Origin of the sequence: Exiguobacterium sp. s146 (assembly GCF_018618415.1) — a bacterium.
Lineage (GTDB): Bacteria > Bacillota > Bacilli > Exiguobacteriales > Exiguobacteriaceae > Exiguobacterium.
The window spans coordinates 385430-407473 of sequence record NZ_JACSMA010000001.1 but is presented as its reverse complement, the minus strand read 5'-3'; the positions used below and the strand labels follow the sequence as shown (position 1 = coordinate 407473).

General features: G+C 50.9%; 19 protein-coding genes. 13 read left to right on the top strand and 6 right to left on the bottom strand.

The window, feature by feature from the left end; genetic code table 11:
* Window positions 1–6 precede the first annotated feature (6 nt).
* From KNP83_RS02205 to KNP83_RS02195, 3 genes are all read right to left on the bottom strand, one after another.
* Window positions 7–1062, bottom strand: a complete 1056-nt coding sequence (locus tag KNP83_RS02205; protein WP_214760098.1) for a glycosyltransferase family 2 protein — start codon at window positions 1060–1062, stop codon at window positions 7–9.
* 172 nt (window positions 1063–1234) lie between these two features.
* Window positions 1235–2140: an NAD(P)-dependent oxidoreductase gene (locus KNP83_RS02200; RefSeq protein ID WP_214760089.1), complete on the bottom strand. Its 906-nt coding sequence runs from the start codon at window positions 2138–2140 to the stop codon at window positions 1235–1237.
* Window positions 2137–2982, bottom strand: a complete 846-nt coding sequence (locus tag KNP83_RS02195) for an aldolase/citrate lyase family protein (protein WP_214760086.1) — start codon at window positions 2980–2982, stop codon at window positions 2137–2139. The genes KNP83_RS02200 and KNP83_RS02195 overlap by 4 nt, the downstream gene beginning before the upstream one ends.
* Before the next feature lie 281 nt (window positions 2983–3263).
* On the opposite strand from KNP83_RS02195, the gene KNP83_RS02190 reads away from it, so the two are divergent.
* Window positions 3264–3911: an acetyltransferase gene (locus tag KNP83_RS02190; protein WP_214760083.1), complete on the top strand. Its 648-nt coding sequence runs from the start codon at window positions 3264–3266 to the stop codon at window positions 3909–3911.
* A gap of 39 nt (window positions 3912–3950) precedes the next feature.
* Here KNP83_RS02190 and KNP83_RS02185 read toward each other — a convergent pair whose 3' ends face one another.
* Entirely contained in the window at window positions 3951–4406 is a 456-nt protein-coding gene (locus tag KNP83_RS02185) for a hypothetical protein (protein ID WP_214760081.1), read from the bottom strand.
* 343 nt (window positions 4407–4749) lie between these two features.
* On the opposite strand from KNP83_RS02185, the gene KNP83_RS02180 reads away from it, so the two are divergent.
* The 5 genes from KNP83_RS02180 (at window position 4750) to KNP83_RS02160 (ending at window position 11347) form a co-directional block, all read left to right on the top strand.
* Window positions 4750–6657 carry a beta-glucoside-specific PTS transporter subunit IIABC gene (locus KNP83_RS02180; protein WP_214760080.1) on the top strand — a complete coding sequence of 636 codons (1908 nt, stop codon included), beginning with the start codon at window positions 4750–4752 and terminating at the stop codon, window positions 6655–6657.
* A gap of 37 nt (window positions 6658–6694) precedes the next feature.
* Window positions 6695–8146, top strand: a complete 1452-nt coding sequence (locus KNP83_RS02175) for a 6-phospho-beta-glucosidase (protein WP_214760078.1) — start codon at window positions 6695–6697, stop codon at window positions 8144–8146.
* Between the two features lie 130 nt (window positions 8147–8276).
* Complete coding sequence (locus tag KNP83_RS02170; protein WP_214760072.1) at window positions 8277–9818, top strand: maltose/glucose-specific PTS transporter subunit IIC; 1542 nt, start codon at window positions 8277–8279, stop codon at window positions 9816–9818.
* Window positions 9819–9842: 24 nt separating this feature from the next.
* The gene (locus tag KNP83_RS02165; protein ID WP_024370726.1) at window positions 9843–10649 is read left to right on the top strand and encodes a MurR/RpiR family transcriptional regulator; all 807 of its coding nucleotides are present in this window, start codon (window positions 9843–9845) and stop codon (window positions 10647–10649) included.
* A 2-nt stretch (window positions 10650–10651) separates the two neighbouring features.
* On the top strand, window positions 10652–11347 hold the full coding sequence (locus KNP83_RS02160; RefSeq protein ID WP_214760070.1) for an N-acetylmannosamine-6-phosphate 2-epimerase: 696 nt from the start codon (window positions 10652–10654) through the stop codon (window positions 11345–11347).
* A gap of 71 nt (window positions 11348–11418) precedes the next feature.
* On the opposite strand, the gene KNP83_RS02155 is transcribed toward KNP83_RS02160, so the two are convergent.
* Window positions 11419–12435 carry a GTPase gene (locus tag KNP83_RS02155; RefSeq protein ID WP_214760068.1) on the bottom strand — a complete coding sequence of 339 codons (1017 nt, stop codon included), beginning with the start codon at window positions 12433–12435 and terminating at the stop codon, window positions 11419–11421.
* Window positions 12436–12755: 320 nt separating this feature from the next.
* On the opposite strand from KNP83_RS02155, the gene KNP83_RS02150 reads away from it, so the two are divergent.
* The 4 genes from KNP83_RS02150 (at window position 12756) to KNP83_RS02135 (ending at window position 17514) form a co-directional block, all read left to right on the top strand.
* Complete coding sequence (locus tag KNP83_RS02150; RefSeq protein ID WP_214760066.1) at window positions 12756–14090, top strand: PDDEXK-like family protein; 1335 nt, start codon at window positions 12756–12758, stop codon at window positions 14088–14090.
* Between the two features lie 262 nt (window positions 14091–14352).
* Complete coding sequence (locus tag KNP83_RS02145) at window positions 14353–15609, top strand: type 2 periplasmic-binding domain-containing protein (RefSeq protein ID WP_214760058.1); 1257 nt, start codon at window positions 14353–14355, stop codon at window positions 15607–15609.
* Between the two features lie 61 nt (window positions 15610–15670).
* Window positions 15671–16687, top strand: coding sequence for a carbohydrate ABC transporter permease (locus KNP83_RS02140; RefSeq protein WP_214760055.1), 1017 nt, complete (start codon window positions 15671–15673; stop codon window positions 16685–16687).
* Window positions 16684–17514: a carbohydrate ABC transporter permease gene (locus KNP83_RS02135; protein WP_214760048.1), complete on the top strand. Its 831-nt coding sequence runs from the start codon at window positions 16684–16686 to the stop codon at window positions 17512–17514. Before KNP83_RS02140 ends, KNP83_RS02135 begins: the two co-directional genes overlap by 4 nt.
* Before the next feature lie 75 nt (window positions 17515–17589).
* Here the strand turns inward: KNP83_RS02135 and KNP83_RS02130 are convergent, their stop codons facing one another.
* Window positions 17590–18561: an aldose epimerase family protein gene (locus KNP83_RS02130; RefSeq protein ID WP_353048507.1), complete on the bottom strand. Its 972-nt coding sequence runs from the start codon at window positions 18559–18561 to the stop codon at window positions 17590–17592.
* A gap of 429 nt (window positions 18562–18990) precedes the next feature.
* Here KNP83_RS02130 and KNP83_RS02125 point away from each other — a divergent pair, with 429 nt between their 5' ends.
* The 3 genes from KNP83_RS02125 (at window position 18991) to KNP83_RS02115 (ending at window position 21956) form a co-directional block, all read left to right on the top strand.
* Window positions 18991–19443, top strand: coding sequence for a sigma factor (locus KNP83_RS02125; protein WP_214760045.1), 453 nt, complete (start codon window positions 18991–18993; stop codon window positions 19441–19443).
* Window positions 19444–19448: 5 nt separating this feature from the next.
* Window positions 19449–20324: a tyrosine-type recombinase/integrase gene (locus KNP83_RS02120; RefSeq protein ID WP_214760042.1), complete on the top strand. Its 876-nt coding sequence runs from the start codon at window positions 19449–19451 to the stop codon at window positions 20322–20324.
* A gap of 1143 nt (window positions 20325–21467) precedes the next feature.
* Window positions 21468–21956: a serine O-acetyltransferase gene (locus tag KNP83_RS02115; RefSeq protein ID WP_214760039.1), complete on the top strand. Its 489-nt coding sequence runs from the start codon at window positions 21468–21470 to the stop codon at window positions 21954–21956.
* Window positions 21957–22044 lie beyond the last annotated feature (88 nt).

Genomic DNA, 22044 nt, shown 5'->3' with positions numbered 1-22044 from the left:
TCCTCCTCACACACGTTTCCGAAGATAATCGACCCCATGCAACATCAGGACGAGCGGGACGGTCCGCTCATGTTTACAGAGCTGGAAGAACGTCCGCCACTTCACATCGAAATGCTGCAGTTCCATCTGCGAATAGGCCTGTCTGTATTCGTCTTGGCGGAGCACTTGCTTCAACGACTCGGCCTGGGCGAACAGCGTCTTCGGTGCCGCCAGCTCGTTCAAGCCGATGCCGATCATGCTGAGGGCGATCCGGTTGTAAAGGGCGCGCATGTACTCCTCGCCGAGATGATGCGTCTCGATATAGTTCATGAGAATGTGGAAAAAATGAAGCCGGGAGGCAATCAAGTCCTGCTTGTACGCACTCGACATCGACTGAGCGTCCGTCTTCCGATAATGGTAGACCGGGTAATCGACATAGATGAATCGGCGGCAATGCTCGAGCGCCTCGATTTGGAAATAAAGGTCACTGAACGTGCCGTACGGACCGTTCCCGAACACGAGATGTTTGACGAGATCGCGGTGATAGAGCGTGAAACAGTTCGAGTTGAGGGCATCAACGTTTTCCGGATGGGCCAGCTCCTCGCCAATCAGTCCGAACAGACGGCGATGGACGTGGCGCTTCGTCTGTTCCGCGTCGAACGACAAAAAGTCCGCGTCAAATATCTTCTTCGGTAACGAGCGGCCCTTGTACTCGCGGACGTACGTGCCCATTACCGCGTCGGCCTGTTCTCGTTCGGCGTGTGCGACGAGGATGCGAATCGCGTCCAAATCGAGCCAGTCGTCACCATCGATGAACATGATGTACTCCCCCGTCGCCATGCCGAGCCCTCGGGTGCGGCTGAAGGCGCAGCCCCGATTCGTTTGGTCGAGCACTTGGACACGCGGGTCATAAATATATTCCATCAAGATGTGATGGCTGTCGTCGGTGCTTCCGTCGTTGATACAGATGATCTCGACGTGCGGGTACGTCTGTTGCGTCAGACTGTCGAGACATTGCCGGATGTAAGGGCCCGTATTGTAGACGGGGACGACGAGGCTGACGAGCGGGGTCAGACTTGGCATGTAGGTCACTCCTTCTAGGTTGTCGTTTCATGATGTGAGTGAATGACTATCATTCTATCCTCGTTGTTCCCGTATGCCCTTTGCGGTAACTCACAAACGGAATGAGTCGTGGATAATCTTTTCGTGAATTATAAAAAACGAAAAAAGCCGACCGTTTGGTCAGCTTCGCATGTCAGTGAAGTTGTTCGTGCCGCAAATTGTGGACGATGTTCTCGAACAGCCGCTCGTTCACCCGGTCCGACACATACGAATTGTGCGGGGTGAGCGTCACCCATTCGAAGTTGTAGAGCGCGTGGTCCGACGGGAGCGGCTCGGTCTCGAAGACGTCCAAGGCGACCCCGAAGAACTTGCCCTCCTCGAGCGCCGCGATGAGCGCCGTCTCATCGATAATCGATCCGCGCGCGACGTTCAACAGGACGGCATCTTCCTTCATGGACGCGATCGCCTCCGCATCGATGAGATGATACGTATCGTCGGTGAGCGGTAACGCGATGACGATGACATCACTCTCCGCCAAGACGTCATGCAACTCATCCATCAACACGTAACGGTCGACGAACGGGACCTGCTTCTCCCGATGCCCGACGCCGATGAGAGTCATATCGAACGCGCGGAGCCGTGTGGCGATTGCCTCGCCGACATGGCCAAGTCCAAGCAGTGCCACGGTCTTGCCGGTCAGTTCGCGCAAGCGACGCTCCTTCTCCCAATGCCGGTTCGCCTGTTTCTCGCGAAACGCCGCCCCGTGCTTCATAAAGTCGAGCAATTGCCAGACGATCCATTCGGCCATTGGGACGGCGTACGTGTCGCCGGCGTTATAGATGCGGATGTCTCGTTCCTTCAGTTCGTCGAGCGGCAGACGGTCTAGTCCGGCACTGATCGCTTGGACGAACTGAAGTCGTTTGAAATCCGCACATTGGCGATATTGGAACAAGTTATTACAAATCAAGCCCTCGACCTCTGAGACATCGATGTCCGTCACATCCGCCTCTTCGCGGAGTGTCGTCACCGTATAACCGAGTCGTTCGAGTGTCGCGAGTTGTTCAGGAGTCAACCGCACTCCTGTCGATAGCAAATTCATGACAAAATCCCTTTCCGGTTCTGGATTTCCGTCGCGATGGCATCGACGGTCGAGACGAGGCTCAACCGGTTCAATTCCAACCACTCCGGTGTCGCGTGTTCGAGCTGTTGCTCGTACACCCTAATTTTCCATACCCCTTCTTGGAACATTTGTGCCTGTCTGGCATCAAATTTTCCGGTCGCCCCGATATTACAGAAGCTACGCGATAGAATCGCGAGCGACGAGCCGAGCCGGACATGCTCCCCGAGCACTTTCTCGGCCGGGAGTCTCCCTTCCCCGATTCGGGCGATGCCGCCGAAGCCATACGGGATGCCCGCCGCCTGGAGTTGACGCGTCACCGCCTCGACCGTCCCGTCGGCGAGCGGTTCGAACAGAAAACTTTGCCCGTAGCTCAGATGTAAGTCGTTCAACCCGATATGGACGTAGTCGATGCCCGATAGTTTGAGCACGTCCGGCATACAGGCGACGGCCTCTTTCGTCTCACACAACAGACAGACGCCGGCCCTACGATCGACGAGCTCAATGAACGTCGCGACTTCGTCGACCGTCTTATAATACGGCAACATGACGACGTCGGCTCCTCGGTTGATGACTTCATTGATTTCAAAGCGCGATCCTTGGAAAATCGGATTGACGCGGACGAGCAACTCCGCATGCTTCAAGACCGCGCGCAACCGGCTCACGTCGCGGACCGCGTGGCGTGAGATGACCGTATCGAGATGACCTTGCCGTTCCACTTTCCCGTTCAACTCTAAGTCGACGAACACCCAATCGACCCCGTTCTGTTCAGCGAGCAGCGCGATCTCCGGCTGGTTCGTGATGTACATCAGTTTCAAAGGCATGTGAGCACTCCTCCCATCAGTAGATTACCTTAGGAAAATAGCCCGTCCGAAAAACAACAAAACGGAAATGCGGATAATGCTTTTGGATTGTACTTGGAAGGTTTACAGATTTTTGAACGAATCCCTTTATAGGAAGTCACATGTCTGTTCCTGGAATATGCTTCGATATCAAACCATGCTCGTAACTTCTTTTTTGTTTTGTTTCAAATACAGGGAATCGGAAATAACTAACGTACAGAACAATATTTTCGACAGTTTTCGGCAAAAAGGGGTGACCAATCATGGAATGGATTGTGATTTTTGGTGCAGGCGGTCACGCACAAGTCATCATCGATATTCTTGAGTTGATGGGGCTCTACCGGATCGCAGGAATTTATGACGATAACCCAGCACTCATCGGGAAGTTCGTCGCCGGGTACCCCGTGCTCGGTCTCGTCCATTCCAACGTCGTCGCCCAAAAAGGCATCATCGGCATTGGCGATAACGTCCAACGCGAGATGCTGGAGCGGAACATTCGGGCCCGGATGCCGGACTTCGAGTTCATCAACGCCATCCATCCGAGCGCCGTCATCGGCAAGAACGTTACCCTCGGCGCAGGGACGGCCGTCATGGCCGGCAGCGTCATCAATCCGAACGCCGTCATCGGCCCGCACAGCATCGTCAACACGATGGCATCGGTCGATCACGACTGTGTGCTCGAACCGTTCGCTTCGGTCGCCCCAGGCGCCCATCTCGGGGGCAACGTCCATGTCGGCACCCGGACGTTCATCGGCATGAGTTCGACGGTCATTCACAACGTCCACATCGGACACGACACGGTCATCGGTGCCGGTGCCACTGTCGTCAAGGACATCCCGAACCACGTCGTCGCCTACGGGTCCCCCGCCAAGCCGGTCCGGGGTCGGGTCATGAACGAGCGTTATCTGTAAGCAAAAACAAGGTCACCCCGCGCCGGGTGACCTCGTTTTTCATTTCAACTCGCGATGCAGCTCACGGTCGGTGATATAGTCCGGCTCGAGCTTCAAGATGACCCGATCGAAGGCGCGCTGGAGACCGAACATCACCATGCAGAGCGCCGCGAACCCGATTAAGAAGGACGGTCCCGCCGAGCCAGAATCGTACCACCCGAGAAGTCCATACAGCATGACCAATCCACATAACGTCAGCCAGAATGGCAACCGGACGAGCCGCTGATACGTCGCATTGTCATTGAACGTGGCCCGGATTGTACCAAGTTTCCATTCGCGAACGGCTAGCGGGATGACACCTAGAAAGCCGATGCCGAGCACGATGAATTCGTATTGGGAGACGTACTGGACGAGCGTTCCCGTGATGATCGCCGAGGCGGCTCCTAGGATAAACGTCTTCGTATTCCCTTGCCGCGCGTAGTCGACGAGGCGGCGGATATGTTGTTCACGTCTCATGATTTGGACTCCCTTTTGAATTGTTAATCTATGTACGAATTCTGTTTCCCTTTGGTTTCAAGTCAAAATGATTCCCATCTATAGAAGTGAAATATTATCACTTCTGACAGAAAAAAGAAATCTGAAAATCCCCAAATGTAAGCGTTGACATTTGTTTTGGCGGGTGCTACATTTCAAGTATCAAATAACAACTGAACGGTCTCCTGCGCAGGAATGTTACCTTTAGTGGGCATAACCTGACTCGAGTCAGATGGTATACGTGATGTTACGTATTTCCTCTGACACGGGTCAGGTTTTTTATTTGACGCGAACGTAAAATCCAATGGAAAAGGAAGGTATGGACATGAAATACGAACAGCTCGCACGCGACATTATCCAGCAAGTCGGCGGCAAAGAGAACGTCAACAGCGTCGTCCACTGTATCACCCGTTTGCGCTTCAAATTGAAAGACGAAAGCAAGGCCAACACAGAAGCCATCAAAAACATGGACGATGTCGTCACCGTCATGAAGAGCGGCGGCCAGTACCAGGTCGTCATCGGTAACCACGTCCCGGACGTGTATAAAGCGGTCGTCGAGGTCGGCGGATTCCAAAACCAATCACCGGTCGAAGAAAAAGCTGCACCACAAGGGTCCCTATTCAGCCGGTTCATCGATATCATCTCTAGCATTTTCACTCCTGTCCTCGGCGTCTTGGCCGCGACCGGGATGATCAAAGGGTTTAACGCCCTCTTCGTCGCCGTCGGTTGGCTCGACGCCACGTCCGGCACATATCAACTGTTGAACGCCATTGGCGACTCGCTGTTCTACTTCTTCCCAATCTTCCTCGGCTATACGGCCATTAAGAAGTTCGGCGGCAGTCCGTTTATCGGGATGGCCATCGGGGCGGCGCTCGTCTATCCGACGCTATCGACACTCACGGCCGGTGACCCGCTCTACACCGTCTTCGCCGGTACGATGTTCGAATCACCGATTCATATCACGTTCCTCGGTGTCCCGGTCATCTTGATGACATACTCGACATCCGTCATTCCAATCATCATCGCAGCGTTCTTCGCAGCGAAGCTCGAGAAGTTCTTGAAGACGGTCATCCCAGACGTCGTCAAAATGTTCATCGTTCCATTGTTGACATTGCTCATCATCGTCCCGCTCACGTTCATCTTGATCGGACCAATCGCGACGTGGGCCGGTATGTTGCTTGGTAGTGCGACGGTCGCTGTCTACAACTTGAGCCCGCTCATCGCCGGGATTTTCCTCGGTGGTCTCTGGCAAGTGTTCGTCATCTTCGGATTGCACTGGGGACTCGTCCCGGTCGCCATCAACAACTTGACATCACTCGGATCGGACCCGGTCCTCGCGCTCGTCTTCGCAGCTTCATTCGCACAAATCGGTGCCGTGCTCGCAGTGTTCCTTCGCATCAAAAATCAAAAGATCAAGACGCTCAGTATCCCGGCCTTCATCTCAGGCATCTTCGGAGTCACCGAGCCAGCCATTTACGGGGTCACGCTCCCACTTAAGAAACCGTTCATCATGAGCTGTATCGGGGGTGCCGTCGGTGGTGGAATCATGGGCGTCATGGGCACACAAGCCTACATCATCGGTGGTCTCGGCGTGTTCGGCTATCCGTCGAACATCTCACCGGAAGGCATCACGACCGGTTTCTACGGCTCACTCATCGGGACAGCAGCTGCCTTCGTCGTCGGTTTCGTCTTGACGTACCTCTTCGGTGGCGTCAATAAAGCAGCCGCCGCAACACCACAACCAGAAGTCACACCGGTCGCTCAAGAAGTGTCCGCAACGAAAGTCGGTCAAGAACAAATCGTTAGCCCGCTCGCTGGGCAAGTCGTTCAATTGAAAGACATCTCAGACGTCGCCTTCTCATCGGGATCACTCGGCCAAGGCGTCGCCATCGAACCGACGGAAGGCAAGCTCGTCGCTCCGGTCTCAGGTACGGTATCCGCCCTCTTCCCGACGCATCACGCCATCGGCATCACGACCGAGACGGGCGCCGAGGTATTGATTCACATCGGCATGGATACGGTCCAACTTGAAGGCAAGCATTTCAAAGCACACGTCACGCAAGGCGAGTTTGTCGAGAAAGGTCAGCTGTTGATCGAGTTCGACGTCGACTCGATCAAACGCTCGGGCCGTGCCCTCACGACACCGGTCATCGTCACGAATCGAAAAGTCGTCTCACCGAGCCACGCCACAACTGTTCGCTCGGGTGAGTCGCTCTTCGTCATCAACGAATAATTGTGGGAGGGCTCGTCCCTCCTCTACTATGGAAAGGATGGATTTGATGAGTTTTCCAAACGGATTTTTATGGGGCGGCGCCATCGCCGCGAACCAAGCAGAAGGCGCGTACTTAGAAGGCGGGAAAGGCTTGACGACGGTCGACTTGTTGCCTACGGGTAAGAAACGGTTCGACGTCATGTTCGGCGACTTGCCGTCACTCGAGCCGGTTCCGGGCGAGTTTTATCCGTCGCACGAGGCGATTGACTTCTATCACCGGTATAAAGAGGATATCGCGCTGTTCGCCGAGATGGGATTCAAGGCGCTCCGCCTATCGATCTCGTGGGCGCGCATTTTCCCGAACGGCGACGACGCCGAGCCGAACGAGGTCGGTCTCCAGTTTTATGACGACGTCTTCGACGAGCTGTTGAAGCACGGCATCGAGCCGGTCGTCACGATCGCCCACTTCGACGTGCCGGTCAGTCTCATCCAAAGCTATGGCAGCTGGCGCGACCGTCGCCTCGTCGACTTCTTTGAGACGTACGCGACGACGCTGTTCACCCGCTATAATGGCAAAGTGAAGTATTGGATGACGTTCAACGAGATCAACATGCTGCTGCACTTGCCGTTCATCGGCGCCGGGCTCGTCTTCGAGGATGGTGAGGACAAGCAACAAGTGAAATACCAGGCGGCGCACCATCAGCTCGTCGCGAGCGCGAAAGCGGTCAAGGCGGCCCACGCCATCAACCCCGATCTTCAAGTCGGTTGCATGCTCGCGGCCGGTCAGACGTACGCCTACTCGTGCAACCCGGACGACGTCTTGGACGCGATGGACAAGGACCGTGAATCGTTCTTCTTCATCGACGTGCAGTCGCGCGGCGAATACCCGGGCTACGCCAAACGTTATCTCGATGAGCACGGCATCACGCTTCAGATGGAAGACGGCGACCTCGAGCTGTTGAAACAGCACACCGTCGACTATATCGGCTTCAGCTATTACGCGAGCCGGACGACGAGCACGGACCCGGAGATCAACAAGACGACGCAAGGCAACGTCTTCAGCTCGCTCGAGAACCCGTTCCTCGAGAAGTCGGAATGGGGCTGGACGATCGACCCGACCGGCTTCCGCATCACGGCGAACCAGCTGTACGACCGCTATCAGAAACCGCTATTCGTCGTCGAGAACGGACTCGGTGCCGTCGACACGCCGGACGCGAACGGATACGTCGAAGACGATTATCGCATCGACTATATGGCGAAACATATCGAACAGATGCATGAGGCCATCAAAGACGGCGTCGAGATTCTCGGCTACACGAGCTGGGGCCCGATCGACTTGGTCAGCGCCTCGACCGGTGAGATGAAGAAACGTTACGGCTTCATCTACGTCGACAAGGACAATGAAGGTAACGGCACCCTCACTCGCTCGAAGAAGAAGAGCTTCGATTGGTACAAGCAAGTCATCGCCACAAACGGGGCCGATGTGACGTCCCCTGTCAAAACCACATAACCATGCGAATCGAACCGGTCCCGTTGACTGGTTCGATTTTTTGTTAAAAAGATTTTTACCGTAACCGCTTGCATAAAAATATTTTTCATATTATGATTCAGGTGAAAATAATTTTAAGGAGGACTTTATCATGTCACGTCTATTCGAACGGGCACAACAATTCGGGAAATCATTTATGTTGCCCATCGCTGTCTTACCGGCAGCGGGACTCTTGCTCGGGATCGGGGGCGCCCTCTCGAACCCGAACACGGTCCAGGCGTATCCATTCCTCGACATCACCTGGCTTCAGCATTTGTTTACCATCATGGCCGCCGCCGGGTCGATCGTCTTCGCCAACTTGGCTGTCCTGTTCGCGATCGGGGTCGCGGTCGGACTCGCCAAGTCGGATAAAGGGACGGCGGGACTCGCCGCCATGCTCGGCTATCTGATTATGAACGCCACCATCAACGCCATGCTTCAAATCACGGGTGAATTGATGGAGACGGATCTCGCCAGTGCCGGTCAAGGGATGGCGCTCGGCATTCAAACGCTCGAGACCGGGGTCTTCGGCGGTATTTTAATCGGGATTGTGACGGCGCTCTTGCATAACCGCTACAACAAGCAAGTGCTTCCACAGTTCCTTGGCTTCTTCAGCGGATCGCGCTTCGTGCCGATCATCACGTCGTTCGTCGCCATCGGTGTCGGGATTGGACTTTACTTCATCTGGCCGACGGTTCAGAGCGGTATTTTCTCGCTCGGCGGATTCGTCGACAAGACAGGTTACATCGGGACGTTCATCTACGGCTTCGTGCTCCGGATGCTCGGACCGTTCGGGTTGCACCACATCTTCTACATCCCGTTTTGGACGACCGGCCTCGGGGGCTCAATGGTCATCGACGGGACGTTGATTGAAGGGACGCAGAAAATCTTCTTCGCCCAGCTCGCCGATCCGAGCACGACTCAGTTCTACGAAGGAACGGCCCGCTTCATGTCAGGTCGCTTCATCACGATGATGTTCGGTCTGCTCGGTGCCGCGCTCGCCATGTACCACTGTGCGAAACCGGAACAGAAGAAAGTCGTCTTCGGTCTCTTGTTCTCGGCGGCGCTCACGTCGTTCCTGACGGGAATCACCGAACCGCTCGAGTTCGCCTTCTTGTTCGTGGCACCGGTCCTCTACTTGGTCCACGCCATCTTTGACGGGCTCGCCTTCATGATGGCCCACATCTTCGAGATCACGATTGGTCAAACGTTCTCAGGTGGGTTCATCGACTTTATCTTATTCGGGATTTTACAGGGAAATGACAAGACGAACTGGATGCTCGTACCGGTCATCGGTGCCTTCTGGTTCTTGCTCTACTACGTGACGTTCCGCTTCCTCATCACGAAGTTCAACTTCATGACACCGGGACGTTCAGACGAAACAGCTGTAAAAACAGCCGACGTCGACGCATCGGACCGCACGACGGCGATCATCGCCGCACTCGGTGGCGATGCCAACATCGACACGGTCGACTGCTGTGCGACACGCCTCCGCGTCACCGTCAACGACCATCAACACGTCCGCGAGGATTTGTTGAAGGCGACGGGCGCCCACGGGGTTGTGCAAAAAGGAAATGGGATTCAAGTAATTTACGGTCCTTCTGTTACAATTATTAAGAATGAAGTCCAAGAGGCGTTAGGCCGGGGCGAATAACGAATTGTGTTGGAGGGAACAGCCGTGTGGGAACAAATGAAAGACGTCTATCCAGAGATGACGGACAGTGAGAAGAAGATTGCCGATTACCTCATGACGAATATGAACGACGCCATCGAGTTGACGATCACCGAGTTGGCGCAAGCCATCCAGACGTCACCTGGGACCGTGACCCGATTCTGTAAGACGATCGGGGTCGGGAGCTATTCGGCACTGAAGCTCATGATGCAAAAGACATTGACGGAAACGAACTTGCCCCAGACGGCGACGTCGCTCGAACCGATGCAACGGTCGTACATCGAATTGATTCAGACGACCGCTCACTTGATTGACCAAGACGAGCTTCTCGCGATCTGCGACCATATCCGACGTTGCCGCTCGGTCCACTTATACGGACTCGGTAACGCCGGGCTCGTCGCCCAAGAGATGGAGTATCGCTTGCGGCGGATGGGACTGCTCGCCACGACGGCGTTCGATAGCCACAGCATGGTCATGGACGCCTCGATTGCGACGAAAGACGATTTGATTATCGCCTTCTCGAACAGTGGCGAGAGCCGTGAGGTCGTCCAAGCCGTCCAGCTCGCCAAAGAATCGGGCTGTACGACCATCGCCTTCGTCGGCTATCAGCACTCCCCGCTCGCCGAGCTCGTCGACCATCGACTGTTGACGGCCGGCGCTTCGGGTGAGGCGTTCTTAATCAACACACAGCTCCCCCTCCTCTTCACGGCGGACGCGGTGACAAAGACGTTGATGGAAACAAATGAAGACTTAAAAGCGCATTACCTCAAAACATTGAAAGCGCTCGACCGATTAAAAGAAAGAAGTGATTAAACATGACCGATTTACCAACCGGATTGATCGTCTCGTGTCAGGCACTCGAGAATGAGCCGCTCCATAGCGATTTCATTATGGGTCGGATGGCCATCGCGGCCGTCCAAGGCGGCGCGAAAGGCATCCGGGCCAACTCGGCGAAAGATATCCGTGAAATCAAACAACAAGTGAACGTCCCAATCATCGGGATCGTCAAATGCGACTATGAGGACAGCGACGTGTTCATCACGGCGACGATGAAGGAAGTCGAAGAATTAATCGAGGTTGGCGTCGACGTCATCGCCCTCGATGCGACCCATCGCCCGCGTCCCGGCAACATGACGCTCCAAGAGCTCGTCCACACCATCCGTTTGATTTATCCGAATCAACTGTTGATGGCCGACTGTGCGACGCTCGAGGATTGTATCGAGGCGGATCGACTCGGCTTCGACTACATCTCGACGACGCTCCACGGCTATACGGCCGAGACGAACGGTTCGCTCCTCTTCCACGACGACTTCAAATTCTTGAAGAACGTGCTCGACCACGTCACGCAACCGGTCGTCGCCGAAGGCAATATCTTGACGCCCGAGATGGCGAAACGCTGCATGGACCTCGGCACACACGCTGTCGTCGTCGGCGGTGCCATCACACGGCCGCAACAGATTACGGCACGATTTGAAGAGGCGATGTCCGAAAAAAGTCGGGCTACGAATTAACTCTATTCATTCTGAAACATATTAATGAGCCACTCCGAATTTATCGGGGCGGCTCATTTGGTGTAGGATGATCATTTACTTTTTTCTTTTTCTAAAAACATACTGTATACAAATTTCAATTGTTCGGCTGATAATTCAATGTCATGTTCGTGTAAGTATTTCACAGCGTATCCTAAAGCGATAGTCGCAGCACTAGCCACACCAGCTCCGACTGCCCATCCTGCTCCTGGTACTAGTTTTACCAATTGACGAAATGCTGTTTTACCGGCATTCCCAATGATTGTCGCAAGCAACAATTCTTTCGCACTTTCTTTCGAGACTGGCTTGTTGTAAAGCATAGATAGTTTGATGATCAATCCTACTTGAATCCCCGTCAGTGGAATGATATCTGATCCAGGAATAGGTGATGCACCGATTGCTGCCGAAGCAACTCCAGCGCTGTTGATCCAACGATTCGCCGTTGTCGACTTATCCTTTAACTCGCGAGCCATTAAGATATCTTTTTGTTTCTCCTCTAAAATTTTTAAGAGCTCTCGTTGTAACATACCAATGTTTTCACCTGTGCGCGATGAAATTGGAGTGACGGGATACTTATAGTTTGTCGCTTGTTGAATGTATTGAACAAGGCCACCGATGTCTTCAGCCGCGTCAATTTTATTTAAGACGATGATGATATTTTTGTTCGTTTTTTCAATTTCTTTTAAATTTTTTAATTCATTCTCAGACAGTACCGTACCTGCAGCATTCGTGAAGAATAAGATGACATCTGACTTTTTATAATAATCGAGCGTCACTTGTGAGTTTTCTTTATTAATATCATCAAGTCCAGGAGTATCAACGAATACAATTTTATCAGTGTACTGAATTTCTTTAATTTCTACTGTCTCGCCTGGTTTTGCTCCAGTCGATACAAATTCACCGTCCATTAACTTGTTGATTGTAGACGATTTCCCACAGTTTACATCCCCGACAAGTGCAATTAAAATATCATTTTCTAATTGATCATTCGTTTGTTTAAGTTGTTCTTCATAGTTTTGGTCAAATTCTTGTTCAATTGTTTCCTCGTTATATTCAAAAGTTTTATCCACTTCAATTCCTCCGTGTTCGTACGCTTCCTAACGAAGCATTTATTATTTAGCATCTCTCGTTCTAGATGTTACAAAAGATGAACTTTAAATACTCTTTATTTGTTTAAAAAAGGTAGATGATATCTCAGCTATCACACATGAATCGTTCGACATCTATTCGACAACACCTTCTTCTTTTCTTGTTATCACCCCCTTGTCAAAATTCTAACTGTTTTCCCCACAACACCCTGACACAATTTCTGACCCTGTTTAATATTTATACAGCGCTCCTATTCCATTTATAGTTTACTAATCTTATCAACGATTTTTAGGAGGTCCCTATGCCCTACTCACTCGACACCATCTTACAACTCGAAAACTCGACCGAATTCAACCGTCTTCATCAGCAGTTCCACCAATTCAATCCGCTCAAAGTGCTCCGCGTCGATCAATACGAGATTCGTCACTCGAACGTTCTCGCCTGGCTGTTCGACCCGAACGAGAACCACCGGCTTGGCAGCTTCTTTTTACGGAAAGTGTTGATGAACTTGATCACGAAGCCGGAGAATGAAGAAAAAATCGTTGGCATCGACTATCTCCCATTCCTGCACGCCCCACTCTCGGACGTCACGGTCCATCGCGAGTGGTGGACCGGCAATGGCGCCATCGACTTGTTGATTGATATTCCATCACTGAACTTGATGCTTCTCATCGAAAACAAATTTCATTCGAGCGAGTCAGCAGGCCAACTCAGTCATTACTTTGACCACGTCCATGAGACATTCCCGAACCGGAACATCTTGCCGGTCTATTTGACGCTCTCGAGTGATGCCCCGTCCCACGACGACTACTGGTTCCTCGACTACGAGGACGTCCGTTTGATGATCACGCAAGAACTCGAATTGAACCGGGCGACAATCGCCGACAACATTTACGATTTTCTGACGTATTATATCGCGCTCCTCGAGGAACGTCTCGTCGATGACGAGGATACGATGAACACGGCGCTCGAGCTGTATCAAGACTACGCCTCCGCGATTCATCTACTGTATGCGAACGCCAATCCGGCGAAGCATAAACAAATAGAGTTGCGGCAAGCGGTCAAAACACTCGAGACGTTCGATGCAGAGACGAGACGACATCTCCTGCTCATCTACAACCGCAAGCGACAAACAATCGACTACATCTTCAAGACCGGCGGCAATATCGTCCATCAAGCGTTTCTCGAGTTTGTAAATGAACAGGCGATTACGACATACTCCGCTCATACTCGCGTCCCGAACTTCGTCATGAACGATTGGTTGCCTCACTTAGAACAGATGGACCGGTTGAATCGCTATTGGCTCAACTATGGACTGATCATTTGGTTCGAACGGAAAGGCAGCAAGCGTCTCAAACTCTATGTGGAAGTTGGACCGATTGACTACACCGAACGTCTCCCGCTCCTCGAGGCATTCGAAGCGAAGAACATCTCGTTTTGGAAGTCCGGGAAACAAGAAGGCAAAAAATTCACTCGCATCTACACTGAGACGACCGATGTGTCCGATTGGACGAGCGCAATAATCGTGAAAGAGGCAATGACATCACTCATCGACGCCCCATCGTTCCGCTCGTTCAGTGATACGATAACCGAAGTCCTAAGTAACATTTACAACGAATCGCCAGTAGAACTTTAAGAATAGCCAATTCACCATTTCCAATCGCCTCACCTTCCATGATTTTTATGTAAGGAGAGGCGAATTTTATCAGCACTTATGCTTCGGTTAATAAATATTTCTTCAATTTTGTTTATGAATGTGACAACTTAGGGAATTCTTTAATTGATGTGCGATAAGTGTGTTAAAAAAAGTTTAGACATAAAAAACCATTTGATACAAATCAGTGGTGGATTAAACGTCAGCGTCGTCATTTGTAAGCGCTTACTTAAAGGAGGACGAAATGTTAAATCGAAAATATGCCATGCTCATGTCTGCTGGATTATTGACGTTCGCGATGTCCGGTTGTACCCCGAACGATTCGGGAGACAGTGGAAAAACAGAAATCAAATTCATCAATGGATTCACTGGTGGTGACGGCGACTACATGACAAAAATCGTCGATGACTTTAACTCCAGTCAAGACACATATCAAGTCGTCCAGTCCCAAGAAAAAGAGCATTACACGAAATTTAAGTCCGGGGATTACGATTTGGTCGTCATGCATGAAACGAACCTGGATACGTATCAAAAAGATCAATTGATTCAAGACGTCGGACCGTTCATGGAGGCGGCCGAGATTTCGGAGAGCGACTTCAACGAGGCGGGTGTCCAATCCGGTTCAGTCGACGACAAGATGTTTGGTGTCCCACTCGACATTCACCCACTGACGATGTTCTACAACAAGGACATGGTCAAAGAAGCACCGACCGATTATGAACAGTTGAAGCAACTCGGAGAATCGCTTCAAGCTGAAGATTCGAACTTGTATGCATTTGGTCTTCCATCGACCGGATTGACGACATTCTACTTCACGGTCGCTGCCGCTCAAAACGGTATCGATTTGGCTAAGGAAGGCTATTTGAATTTCACTGATAGCACATATGCGGACGCGTTGATGCAGTATCACGCGATGGTGTTTGAAGACAAGACCTCGCCTGAGAAGCTCGGCCTTGACGGTGAGTTCCAAGCGTTCATGAAGTCGGCCGAGGACAGTTCGAAACAGACCGCGGTCACCTTCACCGGTCCTTGGTATTATCAAGCCGTGAAAGAGAAATACGGCGATGCGCTTGGCATCGGCAAAATGCCGACCTTGTTTGAACAAGAAGCGACGACCGGGAACGCTCATACGATCGCCGTAGCCGCCGCTGTCGATGACCAAGAAACAAAAGACGGGATTGCCGAGTTCTTGAAATTCATGTACACCCCTGAGAATTTAGCGAACTGGGCCGAGTCCGGTCAAACACCGACACATGTCGCCACTCTTGAATTGATTTCAGAAGACCCTGAAAAATATGCGCTCGCCAATCAAAACCAGGAGCAATTAGAAATATATGAACCAGCTCCTCGTGTGTATCAATTTGACGAGCAAATGCGTTATATGAACGAGGTCGTCTTCACGAAATTGACAGGTGAAGCAAATCTCACGAAAGAGGATTTGATGGCCGAACTTGAAAAAGCGACGAAAGCAGCGAAACAAGTCGCCGATACCCAACAGTAAAGATGACATTTCGATCAGTGTGGGGGCTCCTACACTGATCGTTTTGGAAGGAGGACGTGCGATGTATATGACGAAACGAACCAAATGGATTGGCTTTTTGTTCGTGATTCCATTTCTCCTCAGTTTTCTCATCTTTTGGCTGACCCCGTTACTTTACGGCATCTGGATCAGTTTGCATGATTTTCGTTTGTCCGTGGGCAATAACGGGTTCATCGGATTAAAGAACTATGTCGATATTCTCACGCCGGACACGCTCTATAACAACGTGTTCATGAATTCTTTAAAGAACACGTTAATGTTTATCGTCTTGAGCGTGCCACCGCTCATCTTGATCAGCCTCGGCTTGGCCCTATTAATCGATAACTTGCCGAAGCGGTTGAAAACATTTTTCCGGACCGTCTTTTTCTTGTCTTATGCCATTTCTGTCACCGCCGTCTCAGCGCTCTATCTTTGGTTGTTCGGCGCCAACGGTGGGTTCATTAACAACTTATTGTTAAATACCGGTATGATTTCGTCACCGATCAACTGGACCGGTGATCAACCGTACGCTTGGTTCGTCATCGTCATCGCGACCGTCTGGTGGACGATCGGATTTAACATGCTGTTGTTTGTCAACGCGCTCGATGAAGTCGATCCGAACTTGTACGAGGCAGCTGATTTAGATGGGGCTTCCTCGTGGAACAAGTTCCGCTACATCACGTTACCCGACATTCGAAATATCTCGATTTTTGTCATGATTACGACTGTCATCGCCTCCTTCAACTTATACGGACAGTCCCTTCTCATCACACGCGGTGGACCAAGTCAATCGACGAGTTCCTTGATTATGGGCATTCATGCGACCGTGTTCGGAAACAACCAACTCGGCGTCGGTTCCGCCATGGCGCTTTTGATGGGACTCATCATGATGGTCATCACAGGCCTCCAATATTGGATGTCATACCGAAACAACAAAGAAGAAACGGAAAGTGGAAAGTCCGAGAAGAAACGGTTCACCCGTGCCACCAATGTCGGACCGACAAATGTCAGCTCACGGCCAGCCACGACGATTGAGAAAAAGGAGCGGAAAGTCACATGAAGAAGAAACGAATGAAATCGGTTTTACTCGTGACGTTCACGTCCATCCTTGCCGTATTGTTCATATTCCCGCTCATCTGGATGGTGTTTACCTCGTTCAAGACACTCAGTGAATCACTCTCGAGCGCCGGTCTCTTCCCGAACGAATGGACACTCGAGCACTATCAGACCATCTTCTCTGCCTCGGCGGACTCCAACATGGTGCAATGGACGATCAATACCGCAGTCGTCACGCTCATGGGAACGGTGATTGTCATCTTCGTCGATGTCCTCGCCGCCTATGCGCTCGCGCGGCTCAACATTCCCGGTAAAAAAATCATTTTGGCCATTGTCATCATCGCGTTGACCGTACCCGGAATCGTGACGTTGTTCCCGGCGTTTTATCTATTTAAAAGCGTGAACTTACTCGATACGTATTACCCGCTCATCTTGCCATATTCAGCAGGAACACTCGGCGTGTTCCTTATATACAACTTCTTACGCTCATTTCCACAAGAGCTCGAGGAAGCCGCCTATCTTGATGGTGCGACCCAGTGGCAAGTACTGACGAAAGTCATCTTCCCGTCCATCAAGCCCGTCGTCACAACACTCGGTGTCGTCACATTCCTCGCCATCTATAATGATTTCCTCTGGCCATCGCTCGTGACGAACAGTGATGAGATGAAGACACTCACGCTCGGTGTCGCAACGCTCGTCCAAGGGTCGAACTTCGTCAATCCGGCCGCCATGATGGCTTCGACCGTTGTCGCGACCGTCCCGGCTCTTCTGATTTTCCTTTGGGCGAATAAATATTTCGTCAAAGGCGTCACGAATTCGGGGATTAAATAAAGTCGGAATCAGCAATCGAATCAAAAAGGAGCTGGAAGAATATAATCTTCCAACTCCTTTTTGTATAGAGGCTTATCAATCTACACCAAACCGATACACCGTCCGCGAGTGATATAACTCCCCCGGTTTCAGTTCAATCGATGTGGCGATGTCTGGATGGTTCGGTGCATCCGGCAGTGCTTGAGCTTCTAAACAGATGGCGCTATGCTTCTGCCGCCCCTCGAGCGTCACCGGCGTCTCTTCACTGAGGAAGTTGGCCGTATAGACGACCATGACCGGTTGGTTCGTCTCGACGTCCATGACGCGTCCGCTCACCGGGTCGTGCAATCGCGTCACCCCGTCCTTCAAGATGAACGGATGATCAAGGCCACCAGCTTTCGCAATCGCCTCGTCCTCTGACGTAATTGCCTCCCCGACTCGCTTCCCGTCCCGAAAATCGAACGGTGTCGATTCCACTTCAAGTAATTCGCCCGTCGGCAACGACTCGTCATCGAGCCGTGCGACGTGATCCGATGGCAGTGTCAGCACGTGATCATGGATTGTCGGCCGTCCGCCGAGATTGAAATAGTTATGATGGTTCAAGTTGACCCACGTCCGTTTGTCCGTCGCAGCCGTCATCGTGACTACGAGCTCGTTATCGTCCGTCAACTCATACAACACCTTGAACGTAACGTTGCCGGGATAGCCTTCTTCCCCATCCGGACTTAGATAAGTAAACGTGATCGCCTGTCCTTCGGCGTCCATGTCCCAATGCCGGAACGTGATGCCGTCGTCTCCACCGTGGATATGATGCGGGGCCTCGCTTGGGGTCAAGGCCACGCCATCAATCTCCGCGTTACGGATCCGTCCGGCAATCCGTCCGACGACGGAACCGAGATAGACCGGGTTCTCAAGATATTGCTCGGGACTGCCGTACTTCAAGATGACGGAGTCCATGTTGCCGTCACGGTCCGGTGCAGTCAATTCGGTCATGGCACACCCATACGAAATGGCCGACAGCCGCATGCCGTTCTTGTTCTCAATCGTTGCTTCTCTCAACTGACTCACCTACTTCGCTTCGTTTACCCTCTCATTCCCGTAGACGTCGCTCCGTACTCCACTTTGTCGACATCGCTGCTAAGAAACGAATCCATTAGCGCGTTCTACAGGCCCACTTATATAGTTGCTGGAGAGTGCCCTTCGTACAGACTGTGTCCTTCAATCAATCCAGAAGATCGGCTGATGGAACCAAAGAACCTTACATGGGAAATCTCTTACCTGAGTCCTTCTATTTCATATTCGTCGGATATTCATCGATATTCGACGATTGGTTGTTGCTGTACGCTTGCCTTTCGACTCCATTCGTTATTGTAAGCCGATATTTCAATTAAGCCCTAGGCTTACGTGCGATAAGGGCGCTAGTCCATCTCGGATATCGATGACTATACTCGAATTAACCTAGGAAAATCAACAGAGCGCTCGGAAAAGAATCACCACATGAATCACATTGATGATCAAATCTATGAATGGGAACCGATGATTCACTATGTCATCCGCCACCTATCGATTCACCCGAACGAACAGGAAGACTGCGCCCAAATCGCACGAATCGCCCTATGGGAAGCGTTGAATCGCGGTTGCACGCTGTCAAAGACATATTGCTTCCAGCGGATCCGGGGTGCCATTCTGAATCACCAACAAAAGAACGCCAGACATTTGAAGCACGAGGTCGCAGCCGAACGGATTCCGGAACAGTGCATGACGTCCGAACGCAATCTCTTCGACTGGCTCGACGAACAACGGTTGTTACTGTCTCCCCGCCATTTCGAACTCCTCTGCCACTTGATTGATGGGACCGAACAGACGCTGTCTTATTCGCCGAGTCGTTTGCGGGCATATAAGGCCGACGTCCAACGAGAACTGAAAGAGGCAATCAACTTGAAGGAGTGAATGACATGAAACACGTGTTACTGAATGATGCCATCGACTTGTACTTAACGGACTTGAGAGAACGAAAGGAAGCGCCCGAAACGACGCTGAAAAGCACGCGCAATTCGTTATTGCGCTTCGCCCGCTATGCGGCCGAGCACGGTGCAGTGTACATCCAAGAGATCGACGAGACGAACCATGCCATCCCATACAAAAAACACCTCAGCGGGATGGCCGACAATACGGTCAAATCCTATATTATGCGCATCCGTGGGCTGTTCACGTTCGCTATCGATCAGCATTGGATGAATCATAATCCGTTCAGTCGAATTGTCACGCGGGAAGGTGTCAGTGAACCACCAACAATCATTACACGCGAACAAATGAACACGGTGCTGTATCACGCCCGCAATTACACGCTCTATACGATTTATCTCGTAGGAGGGGATGCCGGATTACGAATCAGTGAGATTCTGAATTTGGAGCTCGACCACATCAATTTCGAAGAGCGGTTGTTGACGGTCCGAAAAGGAAAAGGCGACAAGACACGTCATGTCCCGATGACACCTCGACTTACGACGGAATTAAAGAAGTATATCGCCACGCATCGACCGAACGTCGGAGATTCGAATCGCATTTTCTTGATGCCGACCGGACGCATCGTCCAGCCCGGCTTTGTGAACATTGACTTGAAGAAAATCGCGCAAGAACAGTTCGGCGTGAAGCTGACGAGCCATATGTTGCGGCATAGCTTTGCGACAACATTGTACAATCAGAGCCAAGACATTCTTGGCGTAGCCGACTTGCTCGGACACAAGTCAATCAATACGACCGAGCGCTATCTTCACGTGTCAAGAGAGCGGAGTCGGAAGTTGATTGAAGGATTGAACAAAGAACAGTAAACGAGAGAATTTGGACAGGAGTGATTGATTCCAACTATTCCTGTCCCTTTTTTGGCCCTCACGCATGTTCAGTGAAGATTGATTCCAGACATAATGTTTTAACGCTTCTAACATCTTATGTACCATCAAGCGTCACGGTTTGTATCTAACCGTGAGATGCATCGACCATTCCATAACTCAAAGTCTGTCGCACAAAAATTCATTCTAAACTCGCTCGGACAACTATATTCGGACAACTATATTAGGAACATCATAACGTCATCCTCTCTATTTGGTAACAGGAAGATGCGGCTGGCAAAAAATCACTGCAGGAGCGACACGACCTTTGAATAAACTCAATTTCTAACCATCGATTCGTTGATGAGTATTGTGGAGACAGGGAGCCACTAATACGGACTTGTGAGCCACCTAATGCGGAGACTGAGCTAAAGGAAGCCGACCGCGCCTTCGACGCTCGATTTGTCTTTCGGTTTACGGAAACGACTGGGTACGACGACCGTCCGATAATGGTCAGCCAGCTCGCGGTATGCTTCATTCACCTGTGAATTGCCTCGTTGATGCTTAATGATTCCAATCTTGAGATTTTTCGGGGCCAGGTCTCGGTGACGACGTCGAAGTATTCAAAGGCGTTTACATGCGCCAATGATCATGATTGTGACTTCATGTCGAGGGAATGATAACGGCCAGTGAAATGTACCAGCATTGCAATCCTATTTACCAAAGAGTGACGATAATACAACGGCGATAAAATCTGAATTTGGTGCTTCAACCCAGTCCGCACACGAAAGACTTGTCAACAAGTTTCACGATACACGAATACCACCCAGTCAAAATCAGGGGAACTCCATTTGGTAACGCGAAATCGTTCACTAACTTTCCAAAAAATATCATCAACACCTTATATTAAAACAGTGAAGGTAGTTCATCTCCGCAGTTAGTGCCGGGATTGTCACAATTTAAAGGATTAGTGACGACGCGTGTGACAAGTAAGTATTGCGGGAGTACCGAAAAAAATGTTATGTGGAGCGGATTTGTGACTCCACAGTTTGGTTGCTCTGAATTAAAATTTCTATAGTTTGATTATAAGGGTCGACTCATATGCTTTTTCATGGTATTTTTAGGTAAAATACCGGAGGTTACCATATGAACGCAATTATGAAAAGCTATTTATTCGCAAGGAAATTACACATGAGAAGAATACCTGTAATTCCTAACCTCATAACGATATGTAATAGAATTCTTTTTTCGTGCGATATTCCACCCACTTCCGAAATTCACCCAACTACAAAGTTAGGGCATAACGGTTTAGGTCTGGTCATACACCCTAATTCAGCAATTGGTGAAAACTCTGTAATCATGCAACAAGTGACAATCGGAGGAAACCATGGAAAGATGAGAGTTCAAGACGGCAGGGAATTCGGACACCCAATCATCGGTAAAAATGTTTTTGTCGGAGCGGGAGCTAAAATAGTTGGGCCAATATTTATTGGGGATAACGTGATAATCGGTGCAAACTCGGTGGTTACAAAAGATTGTATTTCGAACGGCGTTTATGCTGGCATACCTGCTAAACGACTAAAAGATATCCCTGACCAAGACCCAAATAATAATCTTCATTATGGAAACTTTTAACGTGCCATTAGTCCAAAATACGATGCAAGTCGTAAACATATAATATCAAAATCTTGAAAACAAAATGTAAATCAAGTGAACTAAAAAG

What these genes read in the sequence shown, in the direction of transcription:
- KNP83_RS02205 (WP_214760098.1), bottom strand. Translation starts at nt 1,062, where the DNA reads ATGCCAAGTCTGACCCCGCTCGTCAGCCTCGTCGTCCCCGTCTACAAT.
- KNP83_RS02200 (WP_214760089.1), bottom strand. Translation starts at nt 2,140, where the DNA reads ATGAATTTGCTATCGACAGGAGTGCGGTTGACTCCTGAACAACTCGCG.
- KNP83_RS02195 (WP_214760086.1), bottom strand. Translation starts at nt 2,982, where the DNA reads ATGCCTTTGAAACTGATGTACATCACGAACCAGCCGGAGATCGCGCTG.
- KNP83_RS02190 (WP_214760083.1), top strand. Translation starts at nt 3,264, where the DNA reads ATGGAATGGATTGTGATTTTTGGTGCAGGCGGTCACGCACAAGTCATC.
- KNP83_RS02185 (WP_214760081.1), bottom strand. Translation starts at nt 4,406, where the DNA reads ATGAGACGTGAACAACATATCCGCCGCCTCGTCGACTACGCGCGGCAA.
- KNP83_RS02180 (WP_214760080.1), top strand. Translation starts at nt 4,750, where the DNA reads ATGAAATACGAACAGCTCGCACGCGACATTATCCAGCAAGTCGGCGGC.
- KNP83_RS02175 (WP_214760078.1), top strand. Translation starts at nt 6,695, where the DNA reads ATGGATTTGATGAGTTTTCCAAACGGATTTTTATGGGGCGGCGCCATC.
- KNP83_RS02170 (WP_214760072.1), top strand. Translation starts at nt 8,277, where the DNA reads ATGTCACGTCTATTCGAACGGGCACAACAATTCGGGAAATCATTTATG.
- KNP83_RS02160 (WP_214760070.1), top strand. Translation starts at nt 10,652, where the DNA reads ATGACCGATTTACCAACCGGATTGATCGTCTCGTGTCAGGCACTCGAG.
- KNP83_RS02150 (WP_214760066.1), top strand. Translation starts at nt 12,756, where the DNA reads ATGCCCTACTCACTCGACACCATCTTACAACTCGAAAACTCGACCGAA.
- KNP83_RS02145 (WP_214760058.1), top strand. Translation starts at nt 14,353, where the DNA reads ATGTTAAATCGAAAATATGCCATGCTCATGTCTGCTGGATTATTGACG.
- KNP83_RS02140 (WP_214760055.1), top strand. Translation starts at nt 15,671, where the DNA reads ATGTATATGACGAAACGAACCAAATGGATTGGCTTTTTGTTCGTGATT.
- KNP83_RS02135 (WP_214760048.1), top strand. Translation starts at nt 16,684, where the DNA reads ATGAAGAAGAAACGAATGAAATCGGTTTTACTCGTGACGTTCACGTCC.
- KNP83_RS02125 (WP_214760045.1), top strand. Translation starts at nt 18,991, where the DNA reads ATGAATCACATTGATGATCAAATCTATGAATGGGAACCGATGATTCAC.
- KNP83_RS02120 (WP_214760042.1), top strand. Translation starts at nt 19,449, where the DNA reads ATGAAACACGTGTTACTGAATGATGCCATCGACTTGTACTTAACGGAC.
- KNP83_RS02115 (WP_214760039.1), top strand. Translation starts at nt 21,468, where the DNA reads ATGAACGCAATTATGAAAAGCTATTTATTCGCAAGGAAATTACACATG.